At 55.1% G+C, this 22,255-nt stretch carries 22 protein-coding genes and 3 tRNA genes; 4 read left to right on the top strand and 21 right to left on the bottom strand.

Translation table 11 applies throughout. The features are described 5' to 3' along the window. Nucleotides 1-17: 17 nt before the first annotated feature. The gene (locus tag MOST_RS13075; protein WP_106007191.1) at nucleotides 18-1,199 is read right to left on the bottom strand and encodes an acetyl-CoA C-acetyltransferase; all 1,182 of its coding nucleotides are present in this window, start codon (nucleotides 1,197-1,199) and stop codon (nucleotides 18-20) included. A 299-nt stretch (nucleotides 1,200-1,498) separates the two neighbouring features. On the opposite strand from MOST_RS13075, the gene MOST_RS13070 reads away from it, so the two are divergent. The 4 genes from MOST_RS13070 (at nucleotide 1,499) to MOST_RS13055 (ending at nucleotide 5,155) form a co-directional block, all read left to right on the top strand. Then, nucleotides 1,499-1,921 carry a MaoC family dehydratase gene (locus MOST_RS13070; protein ID WP_054935916.1) on the top strand — a complete coding sequence of 141 codons (423 nt, stop codon included), beginning with the start codon at nucleotides 1,499-1,501 and terminating at the stop codon, nucleotides 1,919-1,921. Nucleotides 1,922-1,984: 63 nt separating this feature from the next. Further along, the gene (locus tag MOST_RS13065) at nucleotides 1,985-3,124 is read left to right on the top strand and encodes an acyl-CoA dehydrogenase (protein ID WP_054935917.1); all 1,140 of its coding nucleotides are present in this window, start codon (nucleotides 1,985-1,987) and stop codon (nucleotides 3,122-3,124) included. Between the two features lie 12 nt (nucleotides 3,125-3,136). Next, nucleotides 3,137-3,937: an electron transfer flavoprotein subunit beta/FixA family protein gene (locus tag MOST_RS13060; protein ID WP_054935918.1), complete on the top strand. Its 801-nt coding sequence runs from the start codon at nucleotides 3,137-3,139 to the stop codon at nucleotides 3,935-3,937. A gap of 21 nt (nucleotides 3,938-3,958) precedes the next feature. Then, nucleotides 3,959-5,155, top strand: coding sequence for an electron transfer flavoprotein subunit alpha/FixB family protein (locus tag MOST_RS13055; RefSeq protein ID WP_054935919.1), 1,197 nt, complete (start codon nucleotides 3,959-3,961; stop codon nucleotides 5,153-5,155). A gap of 760 nt (nucleotides 5,156-5,915) precedes the next feature. Here the strand turns inward: MOST_RS13055 and ychF are convergent. The 20 genes from ychF to MOST_RS12955 all read right to left on the bottom strand — a co-directional run bounded on the left by ychF (nucleotide 5,916) and on the right by MOST_RS12955 (nucleotide 22,096). Then, the gene (gene ychF / locus MOST_RS13050) at nucleotides 5,916-6,989 is read right to left on the bottom strand and encodes a redox-regulated ATPase YchF (RefSeq protein ID WP_083476493.1); all 1,074 of its coding nucleotides are present in this window, start codon (nucleotides 6,987-6,989) and stop codon (nucleotides 5,916-5,918) included. A gap of 120 nt (nucleotides 6,990-7,109) precedes the next feature. Then, nucleotides 7,110-7,185, bottom strand: a tRNA-Thr gene (locus MOST_RS13045). A 1-nt stretch (nucleotide 7,186) separates the two neighbouring features. Further along, nucleotides 7,187-7,262 (bottom strand) — tRNA-Met (locus MOST_RS13040). Nucleotides 7,263-7,275: 13 nt separating this feature from the next. Next, nucleotides 7,276-7,361: transfer RNA gene (locus tag MOST_RS13035), tRNA-Tyr, on the bottom strand. A gap of 72 nt (nucleotides 7,362-7,433) precedes the next feature. Further along, nucleotides 7,434-8,084 carry an RNA polymerase sporulation sigma factor SigH gene (sigH, locus tag MOST_RS13030; RefSeq protein ID WP_054935920.1) on the bottom strand — a complete coding sequence of 217 codons (651 nt, stop codon included), beginning with the start codon at nucleotides 8,082-8,084 and terminating at the stop codon, nucleotides 7,434-7,436. A gap of 120 nt (nucleotides 8,085-8,204) precedes the next feature. After that, a complete protein-coding gene (locus MOST_RS13025; protein WP_161952849.1) occupies nucleotides 8,205-8,711 on the bottom strand; it encodes an NYN domain-containing protein in 507 nt (168 codons plus the stop codon). A 14-nt stretch (nucleotides 8,712-8,725) separates the two neighbouring features. Then, nucleotides 8,726-9,466, bottom strand: a complete 741-nt coding sequence (gene rlmB, locus MOST_RS13020) for a 23S rRNA (guanosine(2251)-2'-O)-methyltransferase RlmB (RefSeq protein ID WP_054935922.1) — start codon at nucleotides 9,464-9,466, stop codon at nucleotides 8,726-8,728. Continuing rightward, nucleotides 9,466-10,149: an FAD-dependent thymidylate synthase gene (gene thyX, locus MOST_RS13015; RefSeq protein WP_054935923.1), complete on the bottom strand. Its 684-nt coding sequence runs from the start codon at nucleotides 10,147-10,149 to the stop codon at nucleotides 9,466-9,468. Before thyX ends, rlmB begins: the two co-directional genes overlap by 1 nt. Nucleotides 10,150-10,165: 16 nt before the next feature. Continuing rightward, nucleotides 10,166-10,546 carry a Mini-ribonuclease 3 gene (locus MOST_RS13010; RefSeq protein WP_054935924.1) on the bottom strand — a complete coding sequence of 127 codons (381 nt, stop codon included), beginning with the start codon at nucleotides 10,544-10,546 and terminating at the stop codon, nucleotides 10,166-10,168. 351 nt (nucleotides 10,547-10,897) lie between these two features. Further along, nucleotides 10,898-12,328 carry a cysteine--tRNA ligase gene (gene cysS, locus MOST_RS13005; RefSeq protein ID WP_054935937.1) on the bottom strand — a complete coding sequence of 477 codons (1,431 nt, stop codon included), beginning with the start codon at nucleotides 12,326-12,328 and terminating at the stop codon, nucleotides 10,898-10,900. Then, the gene (gene cysE / locus MOST_RS13000; RefSeq protein WP_054935925.1) at nucleotides 12,276-12,992 is read right to left on the bottom strand and encodes a serine O-acetyltransferase; all 717 of its coding nucleotides are present in this window, start codon (nucleotides 12,990-12,992) and stop codon (nucleotides 12,276-12,278) included. The genes cysS and cysE overlap by 53 nt, the downstream gene beginning before the upstream one ends. Before the next feature lie 297 nt (nucleotides 12,993-13,289). Then, nucleotides 13,290-13,781 carry a 2-C-methyl-D-erythritol 2,4-cyclodiphosphate synthase gene (gene ispF / locus MOST_RS12995; protein WP_054935926.1) on the bottom strand — a complete coding sequence of 164 codons (492 nt, stop codon included), beginning with the start codon at nucleotides 13,779-13,781 and terminating at the stop codon, nucleotides 13,290-13,292. Continuing rightward, complete coding sequence (gene ispD / locus MOST_RS12990) at nucleotides 13,781-14,470, bottom strand: 2-C-methyl-D-erythritol 4-phosphate cytidylyltransferase (RefSeq protein WP_054935927.1); 690 nt, start codon at nucleotides 14,468-14,470, stop codon at nucleotides 13,781-13,783. Before ispD ends, ispF begins: the two co-directional genes overlap by 1 nt. After that, a complete protein-coding gene (locus MOST_RS12985) occupies nucleotides 14,458-15,609 on the bottom strand; it encodes a PIN/TRAM domain-containing protein (protein WP_054935928.1) in 1,152 nt (383 codons plus the stop codon). The genes ispD and MOST_RS12985 overlap by 13 nt, the downstream gene beginning before the upstream one ends. 71 nt (nucleotides 15,610-15,680) lie before the next feature. Beyond that, entirely contained in the window at nucleotides 15,681-16,163 is a 483-nt protein-coding gene (locus tag MOST_RS12980) for a CarD family transcriptional regulator (RefSeq protein WP_054935929.1), read from the bottom strand. A 53-nt stretch (nucleotides 16,164-16,216) separates the two neighbouring features. Beyond that, nucleotides 16,217-17,575, bottom strand: a complete 1,359-nt coding sequence (gene radA, locus MOST_RS12975) for a DNA repair protein RadA (protein ID WP_054935938.1) — start codon at nucleotides 17,573-17,575, stop codon at nucleotides 16,217-16,219. 21 nt (nucleotides 17,576-17,596) lie between these two features. After that, complete coding sequence (locus MOST_RS12970) at nucleotides 17,597-18,382, bottom strand: phosphatase (protein ID WP_054935930.1); 786 nt, start codon at nucleotides 18,380-18,382, stop codon at nucleotides 17,597-17,599. Nucleotides 18,383-19,129: 747 nt separating this feature from the next. After that, complete coding sequence (gene pnpS, locus MOST_RS12965; RefSeq protein WP_054935931.1) at nucleotides 19,130-20,611, bottom strand: two-component system histidine kinase PnpS; 1,482 nt, start codon at nucleotides 20,609-20,611, stop codon at nucleotides 19,130-19,132. Between the two features lie 15 nt (nucleotides 20,612-20,626). Continuing rightward, nucleotides 20,627-21,829 (bottom strand): HD-GYP domain-containing protein, encoded by a 1,203-nt coding sequence (locus MOST_RS12960; protein WP_054935932.1) that lies wholly within the window; start codon nucleotides 21,827-21,829, stop codon nucleotides 20,627-20,629. 72 nt (nucleotides 21,830-21,901) lie between these two features. Beyond that, entirely contained in the window at nucleotides 21,902-22,096 is a 195-nt protein-coding gene (locus tag MOST_RS12955; protein ID WP_054935939.1) for a DUF1858 domain-containing protein, read from the bottom strand. Nucleotides 22,097-22,255 lie beyond the last annotated feature (159 nt).

The following is a 22,255-nucleotide window of genomic DNA, read 5'->3' as shown; positions in this document are numbered from 1 at the left end:
TTTATTAACCTTCCTTTTCAGGTCCTCTCTACAATCGTAGCTACTCCCATGCCACCGCCCACACACAGGGTTGCCAGACCATACCGGCTCTGGCGCTTTTGCATTTCATGCACCAAAGTAACCAAAATTCTGGCACCGCTGGCGCCAATGGGATGCCCCAGGGCTATAGCACCACCGTTCACGTTGGTCTTAGTTAAATCCAGTTCCAGTTCTTTAGCTACCGCCAGGGATTGGGCAGCAAAGGCTTCGTTGGCTTCGATCAGGTCCAGGTCGGCAATGGTAAGACCGGTCCGCTTCAGCGCTTTACGAGTGGCCTCCACCGGCCCGATGCCCATGATGCTGGGGTCTACCCCGGCCGTACTCCAGCTGCGAATGGAGGCCACAGGCTTCAGACCCAGGGTTTCGGCTTTCCAGGCCGAAGTTAGCACCACTGCTGCTGCTCCATCGTTAATCCCCGAAGCATTACCGGCCGTAACCGTCCCATCCCTTTTGAAGGCAGGTTTCAATTTGGCCAGGGCCTCCGCAGTGGTGCCAAAACGGGGGAACTCATCCTGGACAAACACGACAGGCTCTCCTTTACGCTGGGGTACTTGTACCGGGACAATCTCATCCCGGAAACGCCCTTCCTTAACAGCCTTTTCTGCCCGCCTCTGGCTCTCCAGGGCAAAACAATCCTGCTCTTCCCGGGTAATATGGTAACGTTCGGCCAGGTTTTCGGCAGTAATGCCCATGTGGTAGTTATAGAAAGCATCCCAGAGACCATCTTTAAGCATCACATCTATTACCTGGTCATCTCCCATACGGCTACCCCAGCGAGCTCCAGGCAGGGCGTAAGGTGCCCGGGACATATTCTCTACGCCTCCGGCCACAATAACATCCGCCTCCCCTGCCTCAATAAGGCGGGCGGCCAGGTTGATGGCCCGCAGGCCCGAGCCGCAGACCATATTGATCGTTATAGCCGGGACTTCCACGGGAAGGCCGGCCTTGATGGCTGCCTGGCGTGCCGGGTTCTGTCCCAGTCCTGCCTGGAGTACATTACCCAGGATTACTTCATCCACCTGGCCGGGTTCTATCCCGGCTCTGTGCAGGGCTTCTTTTATCACGATGGCCCCCAATTCTACTGCCGGAATGTCCTTTAAGGTTCCCCCAAAACTGCCGATGGCCGTGCGCACTGCACTGAGAATAACCACATTGTCCACGCCCGTCATCCTCCATTTTGTTTTAACAATACCTCTGTTTCATTAACTCGCATTTATATAATTATTTAATTAAGATTCTTACTCAGGTCATTCGAACTCACCTTCCCTGCTTAAACTTCTTCACTTCATCACATATACTAGGGCAACCTGGTTACTGTTAGGTTACACTTTTACTTGCTGCCCGGCTTCCACTTTAACCCGTCTTTTCCCGCACCCCTACGGGCTTTCGTAACCCCCCAGTAACTTATACTGTCTATACTTACAATCGCTAAAGTTTTTAAGCCCAGGGAGTGACTGATATGGATCAAAGCCTGGAATTCGATGCCATCCAGATCGGTCAGAAGGCCAGCCTGACCAAAACTATTACAGAATGCGACATCTATACCTTTGCCGGTATCACGGGGGATTTCAATCCGGTTCACATTGATGCCGAGTTCGCCAGGAAAAGCATCTTTAAAGAAAGAATTGCCCATGGGATGCTAACTGCCGGTCTCATATCTGCTGTCCTGGGTACGAAACTGCCAGGCATAAATACCGTTTACCTCAAGCAGGAACTGGAGTTTACATCTCCGGTACGCATTGGCGATACCATTACTGCCCAGGTAGAAGTCCTGGAAAAGAAGCCGGAAAAGAAGATCATCCGCCTCAAGACCATTGCCACCAACCAGGAGGGAAAGCTGGTCCTCAAAGGAGAAGCCGTAGTCATGAAGCCGGTTTCGTGAATGTGCCCACTAATATTTCATGGCTTGCTTGATATGTTTATTTGTAACCGGAGGTGCTTAAAGATGGAATTCAATCTCAACAAAACGCAGGAAATGATTCGCCAGATGGTACGGGAATTTGCCCGGAAGGAAGTAGCTCCTGGAGCTGCCGAACGGGATGCCAGCGGCACCTTTCCCTGGGAAATCGTCCACCAGATGGCTGATTATAACCTGCTGGGCATTCCTTTCCCAGAAGAATACGGCGGGGCAGGGGCCGATACTTTAAGCTACATCATCACCATCGAAGAACTGGCACGGGTTTGTGCTGCTACAGCCGTTATTGTCTCGGCCCACACTTCCCTGGGGGCCCACCCCATCTACCAGTTTGGTACCGAGGAACAGAAGCAGCGCTTTCTTGTACCCCTGGCCCAGGGAAAAAAACTGGGAGCTTTCGCGTTGACCGAACCCAATGCCGGGACCGATGCCGGTTCCCTCCAGGCTACTGCCATCCAAGAAGGAGATCATTATATCCTTAATGGCAATAAAGTTTTCATCACCAATGGCGGTGTGGCGGATGTCTATATTGTCTTTGCCAGGACTGGCCTGGGCAAGGGGAGCCACGGTTTAACGGCCTTCATAGTTGAAAAAGGTACGCCCGGCCTCTCCTTTGGAAAAAAAGAAGACAAACTCGGTATCCGCGCCTCCAGTACGACCGAACTCATTTTCCGGGATTGTCCTGTCCCTGTGGAAAACCGCCTGGGCGAAAAAGGAGATGGCTTCAAAATTGCCATGCAGACCCTGGACGGGGGGCGCATCGGTATTGCTGCCCAGGCTCTGGGTATAGCCCAGGCCTGCCTGGACGCTTCCGTGCGCTATGCCAGAGAGCGAGAGCAGTTCGGCAGGCCCATTGGTTCTTTCCAGGCCATCCAGTGGATGCTGGCCGATATGGCCACCCAGATCGAAGCAGCTCGCCTGCTGACTTACCGGGCGGCGTGGCTTAAAGACAGGAAACGCCCGTTCTCACGGGAAGCGGCCATGGCCAAGCTTTTTGCCTCGGAGACGGCCATGCAGCAGGCCATCAAAGCCGTCCAGATCCATGGCGGGTACGGTTACATGAAGGATTATCCCGTAGAACGGTTCTTCCGTGATGCCAAAATAACCGAGATATATGAGGGTACATCTGAAGTCCAGCGTCTGGTCATCTCAGCCAGCATGTTACGATAGGAGGAAAAGCCCATGCGCATAATCGTCTGCATCAAGCAAGTGCCCGATACCACGGAAGTGCGCATCGACCCGCGTACCGGTACCCTGATCCGTACAGGCGTACCCAGTATAATCAACCCCGAAGATCTTCACGCCCTGGAGGCGGCCCTGGCTATTAAGGATCAGCAGGGGGCGGAAGTTATTGCCCTGTCCATGGGACCGCCCCAGGCTCAGGATGCCCTGCTGGAAGCCCTGGCCATGGGGGTTGACCGGGCCATTCTCTTAAGCGATCGTAATTTTGCCGGCGCTGACACAGCAGCCACTTCTTATACCCTGGCCCGGGCTATCAAGAAAATAGGTTCTTTTGATCTGGTGCTGACCGGCCGCCAGGCCATTGACGGTGATACAGCCCAGGTGGGCCCCCAATTGGCCGAACTGCTGGATATACCCCAGGTAACCTACGTTCAGCAGTTAAGCCTGGCGCCCGACGGTACCTGTCGCTTACAACGGGCTCTGGAGAACGGCTACGAAGTGGTGGAGACCAGGCTGCCGGCCCTCTTTACAGTAGTCAAAGAACTGAACACCCCGCGCTATCCCTCTATCCGTGGTATTGTCCGCGCTTGCCGGCAGGGCGTCACTGCCTGGACGAGTGCAGACATAGCGGCCGTTACCGCTCTCACAGGACTTAACGGGTCGCCCACCCGGGTACGCCGGACTTTTATACCGGAGCATAAAAAAAGCTGCACCATCCTTAACGGCTCTCCCCAGGAGAGTTGCCGCACCCTCCTGCAACATCTTAAAGAACGCCGGATCTTGAAATTTGAACAATTATAGAAGGAGGTCCTGGTTAAAACCATGCGTATAAATAGTGACCTCTGCACGGGTTGCCGCCTGTGCGTGCGCCACTGCCCCTTTGACGCTATAGAAGTAGTTGATAAACGGGCCCGTTTCAAAGATAACTGTAATAGCTGCGGAGCCTGCATAGAAGTTTGTAAATTCCACGCTATCACTCTAGATGAGGTCCCAGGAAAGAGTACTGGAAGGGCTGAGGAAGGGCCCGTAACTTATGCAGGCATCTGGGTCTTTGCCGAGCAGCGGCAAGGGCGCCTGGCCGGGGTAGTGCTGGAACTCCTGGGCGTCGCCCGGGAACTCGCTTCCCAAAGTAATACTGATGTAACTGCCGTACTGTTAGGTCAGGGCGTTGCCGGCCTTGCCAGCCAGCTCATCGCCTGCGGCGCTGATCGTGTTTACCTGGTGGAACACCAGGAGCTGACCAGTTACCGCACTGAGCCTTATACTTATATTCTCAGTAACCTGGTGCAGGAATACCGGCCAGAAATCCTCCTCCTCGGTGCTACCCATATCGGCTGTGACCTGGCCCCGCGCCTGGCCCGGCGCCTGAATACCGGCCTGACTGCCGATTGTACTGGTTTAGCCGTTGACCCTGAAGAAAAAATTCTCCTCCAGACCCGGCCGGCCTTTGGTGGTAATCTCATGGCTACCATCGCCTGCCCCCACCACCGGCCCCAGATGGCCACGGTGCGCCCGGGGGTGATAGTGAAATTAGAGCCGGATTACACCCGCAAGGGCGAGGTCATCAGGCAATCTTATACTATCCCCCCCGAAGTCCTGCGAACCACAGTACTGGAAATTGTACAAACAACTGCAACTACAGTAAACCTGGAAGAAGCGGAAATAATTATTGCCGGCGGGCGTGGTTTGGGTGGACCGGAAGGCTTCCGGAAGCTAGAAAAAATCGCGGCCCTCCTGGGGGCTACTGTAGGTGCTTCCCGGGGAGCTGTGGAGGCCGGCTGGATTGGCCGCGAGCATCAGGTGGGCCAGACAGGTAAAACTGTGCAGCCCAAACTGTATATAGCTTGCGGCATCTCCGGAGCCATCCAGCACCTTGCCGGCATGCAGCGTTCGGGCTGTATAGTAGCCATTAATACTGACGCCAGCGCTCCTATCTTCAGGGTTGCCGATTACGGCATTGTAGGCGATGTTCATCAGATTCTACCTGTGCTGGCCGAAGAAATACAGACCTTCAAGTAAATGCTATAAATACCCTGTATATAGAATGGCAAAAGGGCGCCACGTAGCGCCCTTTCACTTTAGCTGCTAGTTGCCGAAGAAGAGCAGGATGAGAACCAGGAACAGGATCAAGGCCCAGCTGCCAAATGGGCCTGGTCCGAAGAAGCCGCCCATGGTTATTCCCCCTTTCCGGAATACCTAACCAGGATTAATTGCCAAAGAAGAGCAGGATGAGGATCAAGAACAGGATTAAAGCCCAGCTGCCAAATGGACCTGGTCCGAAGAAGCCGCCCATGGTTATTCCCCCTTTCTCCGGTAGTTAGAGGCGGTTAATTACCGAAGAACAGTAGTATCAGTACCAGGAAGAGGATAAAAGCCCAGTTGCCGAAAATGCTATCTGCCATCTTGTGGCCCCCTCTCCAATTTCTCCAGGTTTTACTTTAACTTATGCCATTGCCTGCCAGGAGGTTACACTCCTGGAAAAACGCCCGGCAGGTTACCGGGCTAAACGAAGATAAATAAAGCGATCAACAGGAACAGGAAAAGGAATACCAGGCCGCCATCGGCAAAGATGTCCCGTACCTGGGCTTCAGGCTGGATCTGGACTTCAGCCATGATGCCACCCCCTCTGAAAATAGATACTGGCCGCCAGATGCCACTCCAGGCTGCGGGCCTTTTACCCCCTCCTTTTTAATCCCTCCAGGTATTTTATGTATCTCCTGCACCGGTGGTTACCAAATAAAAAATCCCCCGTATGGGGGATTTGGCTGGGTAATTATCATTAAACATTAAAGCGAAAGTTAATAATATCGCCATCCTGGACGATATAATCTTTGCCCTCCAGACGGGCCAGGCCTTTCTCCTTCACTTTATTCATGTCGCCCAGCCTTTCCAGGTCGTTGAAGTTCACCACTTCGGCGCGGATGAAGCCCCGCTCAATATCGCTGTGAATCTTACCGGCCGCGGCCCGGGCATTGGTGCCCTCTTTGATGGTCCAGGCGCGGACCTCATCTTCCCCGGCCGTGAGGAAGGAAATTAACCCCAGGCGACGGTAAATGGCCCGGGCCAGCCGGTCAATACCCGGTTCGGTAATGCCCATTTCTTGCAGGAATACTTCCCGGTCGGCGGGTTCCAGACGGGCTATTTCGGCTTCCAAGGCCGCACAAAGGGTTAAAACCGGGATGCCCCTGGCGGCAGCATAGGCCTCAACCTCTTCCTGGCCCTCATAATGACCTGCCCGTAACTGCTCTTCGTCAATATTGACCACAATGATCATGGGTTTGGTGGTTAAAAACCCCATGTGCCGTAAAACCTGCCATTCTTCGGCCGTAAGACCAGCTTCCAATAAAGGCTTTTCCGCTTCCAGGGCTTCCTGGCAGCGGCGTAAGGCGCTTTGTTCGGCCAGCAGGTCGCCCTTAATCTTCTTGCTGGCGGCAATGCGTTCCAGCCTGGTTTCCACCAGTTGCAGGTCAGCCAGCAGGAGTTCCGCATTGATCATCTCCAGGTCGCGCACCGGATTGAGGCTTCCCTCCACATGGAGCACGTCCTCCCGTTGAAAGGCACGGACGACATGAAGCAGGGCATCTACCTCCCGGACGGCAGCCAGGAAGGCTGCCCCGGCGCCACGGGTCAATCCCGGTACATCAATAATCTCCAGGGTGGCCGGGGTAACTTTACGAGGGTGGTAAAGGGACGCCAGAAAATCGAGGCGGGGGTCGGGAATGGGCGCGGTGCGGATATTGGTTTTTGTCCGGCCGGCAAAGGCCGAGGTCTCCGCCTCAGCCTGGGTTAAAAGGTTGAATAACGTCGTTTTGCCTACCAGGGGCAGGCCGATAATACCACAGGTCAGGGCCAACTGTCTTCACCTCGGCAACAGTATAACAACTCTGGTGGCAAAAAGAAAGGCCAATGCTTATTATTATTTTCTTGGGGCAATAAAAAAAGGAGCTATCTTGCTCCTTCTGAGATGAATTTTTGGAGCCCATAACCGGGATTGAACCGGTGACCTCCGCCTTACCAAGGCGACGCTCTACCGACTGAGCTATATGGGCATGGTTGCGGGGGATGGATTCGAACCAACGACCTTCGGGTTATGAGCCCGACGAGCTACCAACTGCTCCACCCCGCAATATAAATTTATATGGTGGAGGGGGCTGGATTTGAACCAGCGAAGGCTGCGCCAGCAGATTTACAGTCTGCCCCCTTTGGCCAACTCGGGAACCCCTCCATATTTCCTTTTCAGGCGCAACAGTAATTATAGCATCCTGCCTTGTTGGCGTCAAGCCCTTTTTCCCGGTAATTACTGGTTATTATCCCGCCGTTCCAAATAACGCTCCAGCTTGCGCTTCACGCGCTGGAGGGCATTATCGATGGATTTAACATGGCGTTTCAGGTCAACGGCAATCTCCTGGTAGGATTTACCTTCCAGGTAAGACATTAAAACTTTCCACTCCAGGGAACTTAAAATCTCGCCCATTTTTTCTTCGATGTCAACGAATTCTTCCTGGCTGATGATGAGCTCTTCCGGGTCGGTAATCTTGGAACCAGAAATAATGTCCAGCAGGGTGCGATCGGAATCTTCGTCATAAATGGGCTTATTGAGAGAGACATAAGAGTTCAGGGGGATGTGCTTTTGCCGGGTGGCTGTTTTAATGGCCGTGATAATCTGCCGGGTAATGCACAGCTCGGCAAAGGCCCGGAAGGAGGACAACTTGTCACCGCGAAAATCGCGGATGGCCTTGTAAAGGCCAATCATCCCTTCCTGGACAATATCCTCCCGGTCAGCGCCAATGAGGAAATAGGAACGTGCTTTCGCTCGGACAAAATTGCGGTACTTATTAATCAAATATTCCTGGGCTACTTCATCACCCTCCTGGGCCAGGTAAACAATGTCCTCATCCCCAAGAACTTCATAGGGTTGCCACGTTTCCTGCTGTACATTGACGCTCATGCCAACGCCTCCACCCTGGATTTCCAAGAACCATAGTAATAAAAGGAGGCCCTATATCTTGTCCAATAACATCAATAATTATACAAGAAACCCATCTCAACCGCAAGAGTTAACTACTGCCTACTGGCGGCGCCATTTTTCTAGAACTTTAAGGGTTTCCCCTTGGAGTCGCCCATCCAGGGAGTTCCTCTGGGGGGCCTTCTGGCCCTCCCTGGCCATCTCCCGGTGGGCGTTTTCAATGTAAGCCTTTAACTCGGCTACCGGTAGACGGAGGGCCCCGCCTCCCAGGATCATGCACTGCTCGGCCGCATCGGCAGTTGCTACGTAAACCTGGCCTTGAGTATTGAGGTTCCTTACCAGTTTCTCGATGACAGCGTCAGCCGTTTCACCCTCACGACTGTAAATAATCTCCACGCCGCCGATCTTTTCCTTCTTTTCCACTGCCCCGGCAACCTTATGGGCATCAAAGACAATTATTACCTGTCCACCCCAGTAAGCCTGGTAATTAATTAACTCTGCTATTAGTTTATCGCGGGCATGGGCAAAACTTGACTCTTCTTTTAGCTTAACTAATTCCGGCCAGCTGTATAAAAAGTTATAGCCGTCAACAATGAGCACATCAGGCACAGGTTCACCCCGTTTCATACCGGGCAGCAATACCTCTGGCGGACGACCTCATACATTAAAACTGCAGCTGCGGCAGCAACATTTAAAGAATTAATTCTCCCGCGCAGGGGCAATCTCACGGTAAAATCACAGTGGGACCTGACCAGGGGGGAAAGCCCCCGGCCCTCGCTCCCGAAGACCAGGACGAGGGGTATGGTAAAATCGGTAGCAAAGGCTTCCCTGGTGCCATCGCCCTCAGCACCAATGACCCAGATCCCTTCAGTCTTTAGCCTGGCGATGGCCTGGGACAGGTTGGTCACCCTGGCTACAGGGACATACTCCAGGGCTCCGGCAGCAGCCCGGGCCACGGCTGTGGTTAAACCCGCCGTACGTCGCCGGGGGATAATAATGCCGTGGGCGCCGGCGGCTTCTGCCGAGCGTAAAATGGCCCCCAGGTTATGGGGATCCTCCACCTGGTCCAGCATGATTAAAAAGGGGGACTCCTGTTTTTCCCGCGCCAGGGATAGGAGGTCGTCAAGTTCGCCATAACTCCTGGCCGCCGCCAGGGCTACCACGCCCTGGTGTCGGGAACCTGCCATTTTATCCAGGACCGGCCTGTCCACCCGCTGGACAGGAATTCCCTGGCTCCGGGCCAGGGCGAGGATCTCGCCAATTACCCTGCCTTCCAGCCGGGGGGCCATTAAAATTTTATGCAAGGGCCGGCCGGCCCGCAGGGCTTCCCGGACCGGGTTGCGGCCGGCAAGAATATCGTCCATTAACTTTCCTCCCTGGCACGGACAACCGGCGCCCGGCCACAACTCAGGGCGCCTTCGTGGCAGACGCCTTCCGTCTCGCAGGTGGGCCCGGCGTGGCTAAAAATGAGGGGAGCAATCTTTCTCACCTGGTCCCTCATTTTTAAGGCCAGTTCCCGGATTTCCCACTGGGCCCGGTTACAGCAACGCAGGCGAAAAAAATTAAACAAACTGCGGGCATTAAAGGTACATACCAGCTTTGTCTCACAGGCATTGGGTAACAGGTAGCGGGCATCTTCCCGGGGGACCAGCTCCTGTATTTCATGATATGCCTTTTGTAAGGCCCTCATACATTCCTGGTAGCGAGCCAGGGCTTCCGGCACGGCGGCGATGCTGGGGGGGATAATGTAGGTGAAGTTGTCTTCGTTGACGTAACGCTGGGATTTCTGGGAATAGGAAGCTATGCGGTGCCTGACCAGCTGGTGGGAAAGGACGCGGCTGACCCCTTCTATGGCAAAGGTAAAGGTGATATGCTCCAGGGGGGATTCATGGCCCAGGGATAAAAGCAGGCGCAGCAGCCTTTCTATTTCCTCTCTATCCATTGCGGCCAGAAGCCTGCTTGCCCCCCGGGGCGAATAACAGAGGCGGGCCGCCGCGGCCACCAGGCGCTCCGGCTCCGGGGTATGGCTGATGAGTTCGACTTGCATTTTAATCCTCTCCCTGTTATACTTCCGCCAGCTCAAAAATCAGCCGGGCAAGCTCATCCAGTCTTTGCCACTCGCCCTTGAGGTACAGGTAACCGAAGAGACTTTCCAGGGCCGTGCTGGAATGGTACTCCTCCGGGACGGCGCTGCGGGGCAGGTGACCCGGCCGGGCGTTACGGCCCCGGCGCAGGATGTCCTTTTCCGTAGCCGTCAAGTGGGCCTCCAGGACCGGTACTAACCTGGCCTGGCCGGCGGCCCGGACGAAACGTACGGCTTCCCGGTGCAATTGCTCCAGCCTGGCGGGGCCGCGGCGCACCAGGTGGGTGCGGATCAGCAGTTCGTAAACGGCGTCTCCGACATAGGCGAGAACCAGGGGTGAAAGGCCGGCAACGGGATCCACTGTCGCTCCTCCAAAAATAACTCTATTGCAGGCTGGCATTGTCGCGCTCGCTCCCTGGCCCTTGTGGAGCGCCCAGCACTCAACTCGTTTGTAATAGGTATCTCTTCGCAAACAAAACCGTTGCGAATTGAGTGCTGGGTCAGCCTCGGGCTCGGGCGGGGTTCCCGGCCTATTCGGCATCCTTGCCTTTAGAATCCGGCCGAAGGCCTCGCTGTCCTCGGCCCCGCTTATCATCCCTCAGCTTCGCCTGGGCTGCTTCGCCCCTCGGTAGAAGCTCGCTCGCTTCCGACAAATGCCAGCCAGGCATTTTCATGCCCTCGCTGGTGGCGGCGTGCTGCCAGGAGGGAGTCCTCAGCTTTTCTTCCAGCGGGGCCCGTAAGGAGTATCCTCCAGGATTATCCCCAGGCCTTTGAGACGGTCGCGGATGGCGTCGGCCGTGGCCCAGTCTTTGCGCTGCCGGGCTTCCTGGCGGATGCTTAAAATGATGTCCATGAGGCCTTCCAGGAGAGCATCATCCAGCTGCTGCTGGGGCCGGCCAAAGAGGCCCAGGACATTTTCGCCCAGTTCCTCAAAAACCGTAGCTACCCTTTTAACAACCCCGGCGTCCGGCCGGGCCGTCCCAGCAAGGTAACTATTGATCTCCCGGGCCAGGTCGTAAAGGGCCGCCAGGGCCCGCGCCGTATTGAAGTCATCATCCAGGGCAGCCGTAAACTCCTGGCGCAGTTCTTCAACCCGCCCGGCCAGGGTAGCGCCCTTTTCGCTGCTGGCAGTTGACCCACCGGCACCTCCCAGGTGGCAGCGGGCCTCGTTCAAAAGGCGGCGGGTATTTTCCAGGCGTTCCAGGCCCTTCTCGGCGGCCAGGAGCCCGGCGTCATCAAAGTCAATGGGGCTGCGGTAATGGGTAGAAAGTAAAAATAGGCGCACCGCCAGGGGCCGGAAACGGCTGGCGATGTCCCTTACCAGGAAGAAATTACCTTTAGACTTGGACATCTTTTCTTGGTTGACGGTGATAAAGCCGTTATGCAGCCAGAAACGGGCAAAAGGGCAGCCTGTCTGGGCTTCTGCCTGGGCAATTTCGTTTTCATGATGGGGAAAAATGAGATCAGCGCCGCCACCGTGGATATCGAACCCTGCCCCCAGGTATTTCAAGGCCATGGTGGAGCACTCAATATGCCAGCCCGGCCGGCCCGGCCCCCAGGGGCTATCCCAGGCCGGTTCCCCGGGGCAGGCGGCCTTCCAGAGGGCAAAGTCCAGGGGGTTACGCTTGGCGGTATTGACTTCCACCCGGGCGCCGGCCCGCATTTCCCCGGGGGTACGCCTGGACAGGCGGCCGTAGGCGGGGAACTTTTCTACTTCAAAGTAAACGTCGCCGCCGGCTTCATAGGCAAAACCGCGCCTTATAAGCTCCTCGATGGCGGCGATAATATCTCCTATATGCTGGCTGACCCGGGGATAAAGGGAGGCCCGCTTAACATTTAAGGCATCGGCGTCGTGAAAAAACTCTTCAATATAACGTTCAGCTATACTTAAAACCGGTACTCCTTCTTCCCGGGCCCTGTTGATGACCTTGTCGTCAATGTCGGTGAAATTCTGGACATAAATGACGTCATAATTCCGGTATTCCAGGTAACGCCGGAGGGCGTCAAAGACTACCAGGGGCCGGGCGTTGCCCAGGTGGATATAGTTATAAGTGGTCGGCCCGCAGACATACATCCGCACCCGGCCCGGCTCAGACGGAGTGAACTCTTCCTTTCGTCCCGTCAGCGTATTGTACAGGTAGATGCTCATCCTTGCTGGCCTCCAGTTCTTCGATCCTTCGTTCCAAACGCTGGATCTGGCGTTGCAGGCAGAGGAGCATTTCAGCAACCGGATCCGGCAATTCGTCGTGGCGGAGGTCGATTTCGCTGATTTCGGCATCGGCAATTTTGCGGCCGTTACGGACAACCACCTTGCCCGGAACACCTACCACCGTGCAGTTGGCCGGCACATCACGTAAAACAACGGAACCGGCGCCTATTTTGACATTATCGCCTATAGTAATATTCCCCAGAACCCTGGCCCCGGCACTAATGACGACATTGTTGCCAATGGTGGGGTGGCGCTTTCCCTTTTCCTTGCCGGTACCCCCCAGGGTAACTCCCTGGTACAGGGTGACGTTATTACCTACTTCTGCCGTCTCGCCGATAACCACTCCCATGCCGTGGTCGATGAAAACGCCTTCACCCAGTTTAGCCCCAGGATGGATTTCAATCCCGGTCAGGAAGCGGTTGAACTGGGAAATGAGCCTTGCCAGCAGGGTCAGGCCATGGCAGTAAAAGAAATGGGCGATGCGGTGGAGGAGCAGGGCATGAAAACCGGGATAACAGAGGATGACCTCCAGCAGGCTCCTCGCTGCCGGGTCACGCTGGAAAATAACTTCAATATCCCTTTTTAGCTGCCGCCACAAAGCTATCAACCTCCTCCCGATAATTATAAAAGCCTTCCATCCCGTCAGGGACGAAAGGCCGCGGTTCCACCCTGTTTGGAGATTGCTCTCCCCCTCAGCGGGCAATATATTGCCCAGGCCATAACGGGGCCCGCCGGCAGAACCTACTTTCGCTTCAGCCCTGCAGCTCCCAGGGGCACTTCAACGCCCGGTATCCGGGACCACTTCCAGCCACTGGTGCTCCCTCTCTGGTGACCCTTGGTGCGCCTACTCTCCCTGCTCATAGCCGTTAGCGTTATAAACCTTTAATCAAAAACATTATAAACCGGGGTGTTCATCACTGTCAAGCAACAAGACGCTGGCCTGGGCGGCAATACCCTCGCCCCGCCCTGTAAAGCCCAAGCCCTCAGTGGTTGTGGCCTTAATGCTGATCTGGCCTTTATGAACTTCCAGGGCCCGGGCTATCCTCTCCCGCATGCTGTCAATAAAGGGCGCGAGCTTGGGCTGCTCGGCTATGATAATGGTATCGGCATTGCCCAGGCGGTAGCCCGCCTGCCTGACCATACGGTAAACCTCCTGCAGCAGGACCAGGCTATCGGCGTCTTTATACCGGGGGTCCCCGGGGGGGAAATGCCTGCCGATATCCCCTAGGGCGGCCGCCCCCAGCAGGGCATCGGCCAGGGCATGGAGCAAAACATCGGCATCGGAATGGCCGGCCAGGCCGAGGGAATAGGGGATTTCAACCCCGCCCAGGACCAGGCGCCGGCCCGGGACCAGGCGGTGGACATCAAAACCGCAGCCGGTACGCATTAACTATCACCTGCCATAATGGCCCGGGCCAGGACCAGGTCGCCCGGGGTGGTAATTTTAATATTTACTTCTTCTCCTGGAACTAGTTTCACCGGGTAACCCGCCCTTTCCACCAGGGCCGCATCATCGGTAGCCTGCCAGCCATTAATTTCAGCCTCCCGGTAGGCCGCTGCCAGCCAGTCCCGGCGGAAAACTTGCGGTGTCTGTACCGCCCAGAGACCCCGGCGTTCCAGGGTGGCAGTAACCAGATCCTCTGTATTACCCCTCTTAATGGTTTCTTTCACCGGGAGGGCTGCAATGGCCGCCCCGGTATCCCGGGCCGCCGTAATCACCCGCTCCAGCAGGGCCGGACTCAAAAAAGGCCGTGCACCATCGTGCACGGCCACCCATTCTGCTGCCGGCGCTACGGCCTTAAGGCCGGCCGCAATGGAATCCTGCCTCTCCCTCCCACCGGTGACTATTTGCCTCACCTTCCGGTAAGGCCCACCTGTAACCACCTGATGGCACAGGGGGATATCTTCGGGCCGGGTAACGACGATGACTTCATCTACCAGGGGGGAAGCCTCGGCTACTGCCAGGATGTGGGCCAGGATGGGTTTATCTCCCAGGGGTAAAAAAACCTTATTGCTACCGGACCCCAGCCGCCGGCCCTGGCCGGCGGCGGCCACAATCAGGCTTAAGAAAGGCACTGGTACTCACTCCGCTCCAGGGCCTGGTGGTTGGAACCCATTTTACGTTCCGGCCCTTTGGGCCGGGCAAAAATCATCCGGCCGGCTGCCGTTTGCAGGACGCTTGTCACCAGGACGGCAATGGTCTGGCCAATGTAGCGGCGGCCATTTTCGACCACAATCATGGTGCCGTCATCAAGGTAAGCCACGCCCTGGCCAATCTCCTTGCCATCCTTGATGACCTGGACAGTCATTTCTTCACCCGGCAGGACAACGGGTTTGACAGCATTGGCCAGCTCATTAATGTTCAATACCCGCACACCCTGGAGTTCGGCCACCTTATTCAGGTTGTAATCATTGGTCAGGATGGGGGCGGCCAGCTTCTGAGCCAGGCGGACTAATTTGCTATCCACCTCCGTCAGGTCTTCAAAATCAACTTCCAGGACCTTGACGTTCACAGCCATTTCCTTGCGAATTTTATTGAGGATATCCAGGCCCCGCCGGCCGCGGTTACGTTTTAACAGGTCAGAGGAATCTGCTATGTGCCGTAATTCTTCCAGGACAAAAGAGGGTATCACCACGGTGCCTTCGATAAAGCCGCTTTTAATAATATCGGCTATACGGCCGTCAATGATAACGCTGGTATCCAGGATTTTGGCTCCCGGTTTCCCGCTATCAATCTTGCCTTTTTCCCGGTCCTTGCCACCCCAGCGGGGAATGAGGTTAAACAGTCCCCAGACTTCGTCCTTGCGCTTGGTGCCCAGGCTCCAGCCTAGGTAGCCAAAGAAGAGGCTGCCGGCCATAGGAATGTAGGGTCCCACCAGGGGCAGGTGAAAGAAGGAGGCCCCCAATAAATTAGCGATTATAAGTCCAAAAATAAGTCCTAAGGAACCGCTGATTATTTCCTGGGCCGGTGTCCGCTGCAACCTCCCCTCCAGCCAGCGCGTCGACTGGGTGACGAAATTAATCAGGCGCTGCGCCAGGCTATAGCCAATTAAGGCCGCAATCAAGGTCACCAGGGCCAGCAGGGTCCAGCGTAAGCCCGGTAGAGGGCTGCTGCCCCAGCTCTGCTGCCAGATGGCCAGTCCCATTTGGGCAGCATAAAAGCCCGTCGCTGCCGCCACCAGGGCTATGGCACCCCGTAAAATCCGGTATAACATCCCTTCACCTTCTTTACTTCCTTTCTTTTCAATTCTTCCTCACCCGGCCCCATCTTATACCATGGGAACCATCAGGCTAAAAGTTTTTCCAACATGGTTTCTACCTGCTTTTTTTCATAGTTGCGGGCCAGGGCCAGTTCACTGATTAAAATCTGGCGGGCATTTTCCAGCATTTTGCGCTCGCCGGTGGACAGCCCCTTATCGTGCTCCCGTCTGGCCAGGATACTGACTACTTCGGCTATCTGGTAAATGTTACCGCTACGCAACTTCTCCAGGTTGGCCCGGTAGCGATGGTTCCAGTTGGTGCCGGTACTGCCGGTAGCTTTTTTCTCTTTGAGAATCTTTATTACTTGCTCAACGCCCTCTTCGTCTACCACTTCCCTTAAACCCACCACCTGCTCACTTTCCAGGGGCAGCATCACCTTCATATCACCCAGGGGAAAGCGCATAATGTAGTACTTTTTCTTTTGACCCAGTACCTCCCGCTCCTCAATGGCCTCAATGATTCCCGCCCCGTGCATGGGATACACTACTTTATCGCCCACTTTAAACATCCCCTGTTACCCCCATTCCGGCAAAGCCGTGCATATTATAATTATAGCATGATTTAAGCCGTCAAACCGAGTTCCAGGGCCTCAACCACTGACCGTACATCATAGATTTCGTAATCATTCCGGCCTATAAGACGGCATTTATTACCCGCCGGGATAAGAAAACGCCTGAAACCCAGCCTGGCAGCTTCTTCGATGCGCCTTTCAATCTGGCTTACGGCCCGGACTTCCCCCGCCAGGCCAACCTCCCCTAAAACTAAAGTTTCGGCCTCTACCGGCCGGTCTTTAAGGCCGGAGGCTATGGCCAGGCAAATGGCGAGGTCGGCTGCCGGTTCATTGATGGCGATGCCGCCGGCGACGTTAAGGTATACGTCATAGCCGCCCAGGTGTAATCCCGCCCGTTTTTCCAGGACTGCCGTCAGCAACAGGGCGCGGTTAAAATCGACCCCTGTAGCCAGCCGCCGCGGGTTGCCAAAGGTAGTCGGGCTCACCAGGGCCTGGATCTCCAGGAGCAGGGGCCGGGTCCCTTCCAGGCAGGCCACTACACTGGAGCCGGCTACCCCGGCCGGCCGCTCGGCCAGGAGCATTTCCGACGGGTTGGCCACTTCCTTAAGCCCCCCGGTAACCATCTCAAAGATCCCGATTTCATTAGTGGAACCAAAACGGTTTTTGGCGGCACGCAGGATCCGGTAGGCCTGGTAGCGTTCTCCTTCCAGGTAGAGGACGGTGTCCACCAGGTGTTCCAGGACCCGGGGACCGGCCAGGAAGCCTTCCTTGGTGACGTGGCCGACCAGGATTACTGCCGGGCCACCGTCTTTGGCCAAGCGCAAAAAACGCGCCGCACATTCCCGCACCTGGGATACGCTCCCTGGCGCCGCCTGGATGGCCGGCAGGAACATGGTTTGGATGGAGTCAACAATGACTGCTACCGGGCCTAACCCTTCTATCCCGGCCAGGATGGCTTCTACATCCGTCTCGGCCAGTAAATAGATCTCCCCACTAAGGGCCCCCAGGCGCTGGGCCCTGAGCCTGACCTGCCCGGGCGATTCTTCACCGGAGACATAAAGGATCTTGCCATACCTGGCGGCAAGCCTGTGGGCCACCTGGAGGAGTAAAGTCGACTTGCCAATGCCAGGCGCCCCGCCGACAAGAAGCAAGGAACCAGGTACCAGGCCACCCCCCAGCACCCGGTCCCACTCGCTTAAAGAACTTACCAGGCGCTCCCCGGCAATATCAGTTATCCCTGCCAGCAAAGCAGGAGGTGCCTTCAATCCCGCCAGCCGGCTTATTCCTTCCAGGGGCATCGTCTCAGCCACCAGGCTGTTCCAGCTGCCGCAACCGGGGCAGCGGCCTAAAAAACTTAAGCTTTCATATCCACATTGCTGGCAGACAAAGCGCTCTTTTGTTTTCGCCAGGAAGATCACCTCCCCCAGGCATTATACACCAACCGCCCGGGGTTGGGAAGTCCTACCAGTCAAGGCCTTTTCTTCCTGGGTTAGCTGGGGGCGTCGGCGATGCCAGCCCAGGTATTCCTTAACGCGGTTGACAGTCAAATTCAGCACCTGGTCTTCGCCAATACCAGCACTGCGGGCCACCTGCCAGGCCCGGGCAAAATTGCCCACTGCCGTAAAGACATGGGCATCGCTATTTAAAGCCACCCAGACCCTATATTTTTGGGCCAGCCTGGCCAGGAGTTGACAGCGGGGCAGGCTGCCCGGCCGGCTGACCTTAAAGGAATTGTTATTGATCTCCAGGGCTTTATGCTCGGCGGCAGCCGCCAGGACCAGCTTTTCTATATTCAGGGGAAATTCGGGATTGCCCGGGTGGACGATAATATGTACCCGGGGATTCCTTAAGGCAGCCAGGGCGGCCCGGGTATATTCTTCCTCGGACCGGTTATCGAAACCAGTACCTGTATGGAAGCCCGCCAGGACAATGTCTAACTGGTCCAGCAGGTGGTCGGGTACATCCAGGTGACCCTCTGGGTCCAGGATATTTGCTTCCACGCCCCGTAGAATTTCTACGCTGCCAATCTTGCGGGGCAGGGCTACCAGATTGCTGAAGTAATATTCATGGGGACCGCCAGGCATTTTGAGGCCGTGATCGGTAATGGCAATCATCTTCAGTCCCCGTTTTTCAGCAGCTTCAGCCAGTTCCTTAACGGTACTGTACGCATGGCCGCTGGCGATGGTGTGGGTATGGAGGTCCGCTTCCAGGTGCACTTTCCTTCACTCCTTTTTTACTCCTTCTAGCTTAACAAAAGATTATTAAAGTCACATTAGAATTGCTTTATCTTAATCTTAATCCATAAATTGGCAACAATTTTGGTGGCTTAAGAATAAATATTAACACTTAACGGGGGCATAATACTATCAGCAGGGTCGGCCAGGGCCGAGCCCAGAAAATTATCGGGTCCAATGACGGGCTCGCTAATTTTCGGCCAAAGGTCGTCAGCAGGTCAAAAGGCTTGCTGACCGGCCGGCGGGCAGATCAGCATCTGTTCGTCATGGCTTGCCGTTAGTCCGAAGGATTAATGGCAGGTCGGCAAGGATGGTTGCTGGTCGAGCTAAGATGACCATAGTTGCCGCAAGGCTTTTATAACAAAAAGCTCGAGGTTCGTAAAGGTCGAGAGATCTTTACGGGCTTCCCAGGTAGCTGTGGTCATCGAGCAAAGGTTATTGTAGTTGCCGTAATGGTCTGTGGCAGCCGGAAGGTTGTCGCAGGCTATGCAGGTAGCTGCAGTAGCCGGCGTTAAGGTTCTGACCGGCTCTTTAAAATGAAGGCCCTCCTCTATGGAGTGGCCTTCATTTTTATACCTAAAAAAGTGGCCCAGAAAACCTGGGCTTACAAGAGTGTATATATTATAAGGAGGTCAGAGGACACCTGATTTGGAGGTAATCAGGTATTAAGTTTAATGATATTATAACTCATTCCTGTTAAGAATCAATAATGGCCTTGTTAAGTTTAGATTAATTTTGAGGCTTCTCCGGTATGGGACTTTCCGCCTGTACCTTTCCTTCAGTTACTACCGGTAAGGTAAAAAAGAAACGGCTGCCCTGCCCCGGCTGGCTGGTTACACCGACATTACCATCGTGGGCTTCAACGATATGCTTAACTATAGCCAGGCCCAGGCCGGTACCCCCCATTTCCCTGGAGCGAGCCTTGTCAACCCGGTAAAAACGTTCAAAAACCCGGGGCAGGCTTTCTGCCGGTATACCAATACCGGTATCTTCTACTTCCACCTGGATGCCATCGTTCTCCAGGCCGGCCCGTACCGTTACCCTGCCGCCGGCAGGGGTGTACTTAATGCTATTGTCAATTAAATTTAGCAAAACCTGACTTAAATAATTCTCGCCAATGGCCAGGGAGGGCAGGCCTTCCGGTATTTCTACTTCCAGATTAACCCCCTTTTCCCGGGCCAGGGGATTAACTGTAGCCAAAACTCCCTCCAGGGTAGGTATGAGCTTGGCCCGGCCGGGGCGGACCCGCTGGGGTTGATTTTCCAGCCGCGAGAGAGCCAGGAGATCTTCAATTAACTGCTGTAGGCGCTGGGCCTCTTTATTGATAATACCCAGAAAACGGCGGCTCACTTCCGGGTCTTCCAGGGCCCCTTCCAGCAGGGTCTCCACAAACCCCCGGATAGACGTCAGGGGCGTGCGCAGTTCGTGGGAAACGTTGGCCACAAACTCCGTCCGCATTTGTTCCAAGCGGCGGATATTTGTTATATCCCGGATGGTCAGGGCCGCACCCACTACCCGTTTTTGGGCACTGAGAATGGGCGCCCCATAAATTTTAAAAAGCTGATTAGTAGTAGGAAAAAGGCGGGTTTCTATCTCCAGGGGCATGCCGCTGGACAGGATTTCTTTGACGAGTTTATCGACCTCATGATTGCGAATTACTTCCAGTAAATACTTGTGCTCAACTTCCGTACCTTTCTTGCCAAACATGGCTTCAGCCGCCGGATTTAAAAGCATTACCCGGCCCACCTGGTCCACAGTTAACAGGGCGTCACTCATACTGGCAAGAATTGCTTGCATTTTATTTCTTTCTTCTGCCATTTCCCGGAAGTTGTTGCGTAAAGTTTCCACCATGACATTGAGGTGGTGGCTCAACAACCCTATTTCATCATTACTTTGAATCTCGATCCGCTGCTCCAGGTCGCCGCCGGCAATTTTTTGCGTCAGGGGTAGCAGGGCCGTCAGGGGCATAATTATCCCCCGGGACAGGATAAAGGTCCCGGCGATCATAACTACCAGGATCACCAGCATGGTCAGCAGGAGCTGACCTTCCAGCCCGGCCACCAGTACACCCGCCCGGAAGGGCGGCAGCCACGGCAGCCCCAGGGCGTCAAGGATGGCCTGGCGCAGGTAAAGATAAGCTGCCACCAAGGTCAAAAAGAGGAGGGTTAAAAAGTTTAAGGCGATCTTCCAGCGTAAAGAGCGCAAGGCCATCACCACCACTTCCAGTTATGTAAGCAAACACGAGGCGACGGCCACAACTGCCGGGTCAAACTGGCTGCCACTACCCCGGCTTAGAATAGCCACTGCTTCTTCGGGTGTCCGGGTAGGCTGGTAGGGCCTTAAGGAAGTCATGGCATCAAAGGCATCGGCTACGGCTATGATCCGCGCCCCCAGGGGGATTTCCCCATCATGCAGGCCATAAGGATAACCCTTGCCATCATAACGTTCGTGATGCAGGCCGGCATCATGGGCTATATCTTTTAAACTGGTAACACTGGTCAATAAATCTATGGTCCGCACTGGATGCTGGCGTACCACCTTTAATTCCCGGGCATCGAGCCGACCTGGTTTATCTAAAATGGCCCGGGGAACGGCAATTTTGCCAAAATCATGGAGGAGCCCGGCAATTTCCAGGCGCTGGATTGCTTCTTCGCTAAAACCCAGGCAGCGGGCCAGCCGCATGGCGTAGCTGGCCACCCGGCGGGAATGACCGGCCGTATAAGCGTGTTTGGCGTCGATTATCTGGGCAAAAAGGTTGATAGTAATTTTCATCGGCTCAGCCACCTGGAAATTTACAGGTGGCAGGTCTAAAATTACCCTGAACATTTTTAACTCCAGGGCGGCATTGGTGGCTACTTCTGCAAATAACGAGCCCGCCATCAGGCTATCGAGAACTGTTAACAGTTCCGGCGGAAAGGCCGCCTGGACCGTCCAGGCCATGGCCTTTTTGACGGTAGACCAGTCGCTGCCAGGGTAAGCCCGCAGGGTTAGATCAAATTCATCAGCCACCCCCAGGAGGAGGGCACCGGGAACGATAGCTCCGCCTTTAAGGCCCTGGGGGTAGCCGGAACCATCCCAGCGTTCATGGTGATCGCGGATCATGGCCGCCACTTCCTCGCCCAGGCCAGGAATGGCGGTTACCATGGTCGCCCCCCTGGCAGGGTGGCCCCTTATTTCCGGGTTTTGCCTGGCTCCTGCCTTAAGAGTAAGGTGCACCAGGTGGTCGTCCAGGCCCATGGCACCAATGTCGTGGAGCAGGCCGGCATAAAAAACCTGGGTGGCCTGACCGGGCAATACTTTTTGGGCCAGTTCCTGGGCCACCAGGGCTACCCGCCAGGCATGGTAAAGTTTAGTCTCTTCTTCTATATCCAGGATGGTTGATAGAGCCACCACCAGTTCACAGAAAGAACGATCCGCCGGGCAGCTCACGGCTCCCCACCCCCTTTATAAAAAAATCGCCCTTTATGTTGGTTATAAAGAGCGATTTACCCTGGCATAGCTTTAGCCTTCCTTAGCCTCTTTGTTTACCACCTTATTCAGGTCGGCAACAAGGCTAGCAACATCAATACCGTGGGCCATGGCTCCCTGCTCGATATTTTCAAAGCGTGCCGCCGCGCAGCCCAGGCAACCCATCCCATGCTCCATAAAAACCGGCACTGTCTGCGGGTACTTGCTGACTACTTCTGTAATGCTCATTTCCTTCGTAATGGTGGCCAAAGGATTCACCTCCTATCTCAATAATTTGCTTCTAGCTCGTTAAATCTCTTGCTCTCTTAGATTTTCATTTTTATGATGAAGTCCAAGAAGGCAGACTAAGCCTTCATCTTCATCATCAGTAGACGTAGTTGTTGTGGA

Origin of the sequence: Neomoorella stamsii (assembly GCF_002995805.1) — a bacterium.
Taxonomy (GTDB): domain Bacteria; phylum Bacillota; class DSM-521; order Neomoorellales; family Neomoorellaceae; genus Neomoorella; species Neomoorella stamsii.
The sequence above is the reverse complement of the archived record's forward strand: the minus strand, read 5'-3'. Positions and strand labels throughout refer to the sequence as shown.

Excerpts from the sequence above, each read along its gene's own strand:
- MOST_RS13070 (WP_054935916.1), top strand. The coding sequence starts at position 1,499 with ATGGATCAAAGCCTGGAATTCGATGCCATCCAGATCGGTCAGAAGGCC.
- MOST_RS13065 (WP_054935917.1), top strand. The coding sequence starts at position 1,985 with ATGGAATTCAATCTCAACAAAACGCAGGAAATGATTCGCCAGATGGTA.
- MOST_RS13060 (WP_054935918.1), top strand. The coding sequence starts at position 3,137 with ATGCGCATAATCGTCTGCATCAAGCAAGTGCCCGATACCACGGAAGTG.
- MOST_RS13055 (WP_054935919.1), top strand. The coding sequence starts at position 3,959 with ATGCGTATAAATAGTGACCTCTGCACGGGTTGCCGCCTGTGCGTGCGC.
- sigH (WP_054935920.1), bottom strand. The coding sequence starts at position 8,084 with ATGAGCGTCAATGTACAGCAGGAAACGTGGCAACCCTATGAAGTTCTT.
- rlmB (WP_054935922.1), bottom strand. The coding sequence starts at position 9,466 with ATGGACGATATTCTTGCCGGCCGCAACCCGGTCCGGGAAGCCCTGCGG.
- thyX (WP_054935923.1), bottom strand. The coding sequence starts at position 10,149 with ATGCAAGTCGAACTCATCAGCCATACCCCGGAGCCGGAGCGCCTGGTG.
- ispF (WP_054935926.1), bottom strand. The coding sequence starts at position 13,781 with ATGCGTACCGGCTGCGGTTTTGATGTCCACCGCCTGGTCCCGGGCCGG.
- MOST_RS12985 (WP_054935928.1), bottom strand. The coding sequence starts at position 15,609 with ATGTTATACCGGATTTTACGGGGTGCCATAGCCCTGGTGGCGGCAGCG.
- MOST_RS12980 (WP_054935929.1), bottom strand. The coding sequence starts at position 16,163 with ATGTTTAAAGTGGGCGATAAAGTAGTGTATCCCATGCACGGGGCGGGA.
- pnpS (WP_054935931.1), bottom strand. The coding sequence starts at position 20,611 with ATGGCCTTGCGCTCTTTACGCTGGAAGATCGCCTTAAACTTTTTAACC.
- MOST_RS12955 (WP_054935939.1), bottom strand. The coding sequence starts at position 22,096 with ATGAGCATTACAGAAGTAGTCAGCAAGTACCCGCAGACAGTGCCGGTT.